Below are 1416 nucleotides of genomic sequence, written 5' to 3'. Positions count from 1 at the left end.
ATTTTGCGTCCACGAACCGCGGTGGTGCACCGTGCCCGAAGTGGGCAGTCTTGGCAGGCCGCACCGTAGGTGACGTGGCCTTTCGCGCTGACCGGCCGGGTCAGGTTGTTGGGGCAGGTCAATGTGTTCGCGTCGGCGTCGAAGGTGAAATCGTCGATGACGAAACCACCAGCAACCGCCGGCATGTGTGGCTTGGGTTTGATCACCGCGTTCCATCGTGTCCGCGCCAGCGTGGCCAGCATGTCACCGGAGGCATACGCTGAATCACCCAGCACCTCACGATCGTCGGCGTCGTCGGCGACGGTCGGATCGCTCAGCAACAACCGTGCCCCGACTGCTCCGTCGGAAGTGTCCGGACCAGCGGCTTTGGTCATCTCGATCGCGGTGACTAACCCGGTCTCCGGTTCATTGACGATGTGGCCCTTGAACCCGTCCTGCTGGCGTGCCCGGGTTTTGTGGGCGTGCCGGGTGTCGGTATCGACGGTAGAGATCACCCGGTCCGGGGCGGTCCGGGGCGCGATGCGCCAGCGTCCGTCGGTGCCATCAGAACCTGGTGCCGGTTCCACATCCTGGCCGGTCACCAATGCCAGCAATGCCACCGCCTGCGCCTGGGCCTCGTTACTCGGCTCCTTCTCGATGGCCTCGAGGTCCAGACCGTCGAGCACGGCCAACCCATCTTCGACAAGGGCGCTGATCAGGTCCTGTTGAGCACACTCATCATCCCAGGCGATCCGCGGCTTGCCGGGCCGGTCATAGCCGCCGCCGGTCAACGCGGCCAGACGAGTCGCACGCTGCTCGACCACCACCGCACCACCGTCGACCTCTCGGGCGACCCGCCGGATCGCCGCGATCACCTGGGTGACGGCGTCCTGGCGGGCCACCGCGTCATCGAAGATCGTCGAATCCAGCGCTCGACGGCTCTTACCCGCGAGCACCCCGGTGGTGGTGATGACCTCGCGTACCACCTCGAAAATGCGGTACGGCCGGTCGCTGGCTGCCAGTCGCCGACGCCAGTACGTCAGAGTCGACGGATGAAAACCTTTGTTACCCAACACGAATCCACACGCCGCTTTCCACCGCAGATCAAAAGTGACCGCATCAGCGGCTTCGCGATCGGACAAACCCTGCAGCGTTTGCAGCACGATCACCGACGCCATCGTGGCCGGCGGGATCGACGGACGGCCCCGGCCGCTGGGAAACAGGTCCGCGAACATCTCCGCAGGGAACAACTGCTCGCGATGAGCAGCCAAAAACGCGAACACACTGCCCTCGGCCAGCAAATGCCCGACGACCGAGTTCACATCCAGAAACTCACCCTGACGATCCGGCTCACCCTGCATACCCACCAGGATCCCAGCCCACCAGGCAAACCCGCTCACCCCACACCGAAACGACGCCGACTATTTCAGCAGTCTC

1 protein-coding gene is annotated in these 1416 nt (G+C 64.5%); it reads right to left on the bottom strand.

Annotated features, from left to right (window positions below):
* Positions 1-1340, bottom strand: a 1340-nt coding sequence (locus ACFVHY_RS24420) for a transposase (protein ID WP_390275952.1), incomplete at its 3' end; no start/stop codon positions are given.
* Positions 1341-1416: the final 76 nt, after the last annotated feature.

Source organism: Gordonia sp. NPDC127522 (genome assembly GCF_042672305.1).
In the GTDB taxonomy this organism is placed as follows: Bacteria; Actinomycetota; Actinomycetes; order Mycobacteriales; family Mycobacteriaceae; genus Gordonia; species Gordonia hongkongensis.
This window is presented reverse-complemented; position numbering and strand designations above follow the sequence as displayed.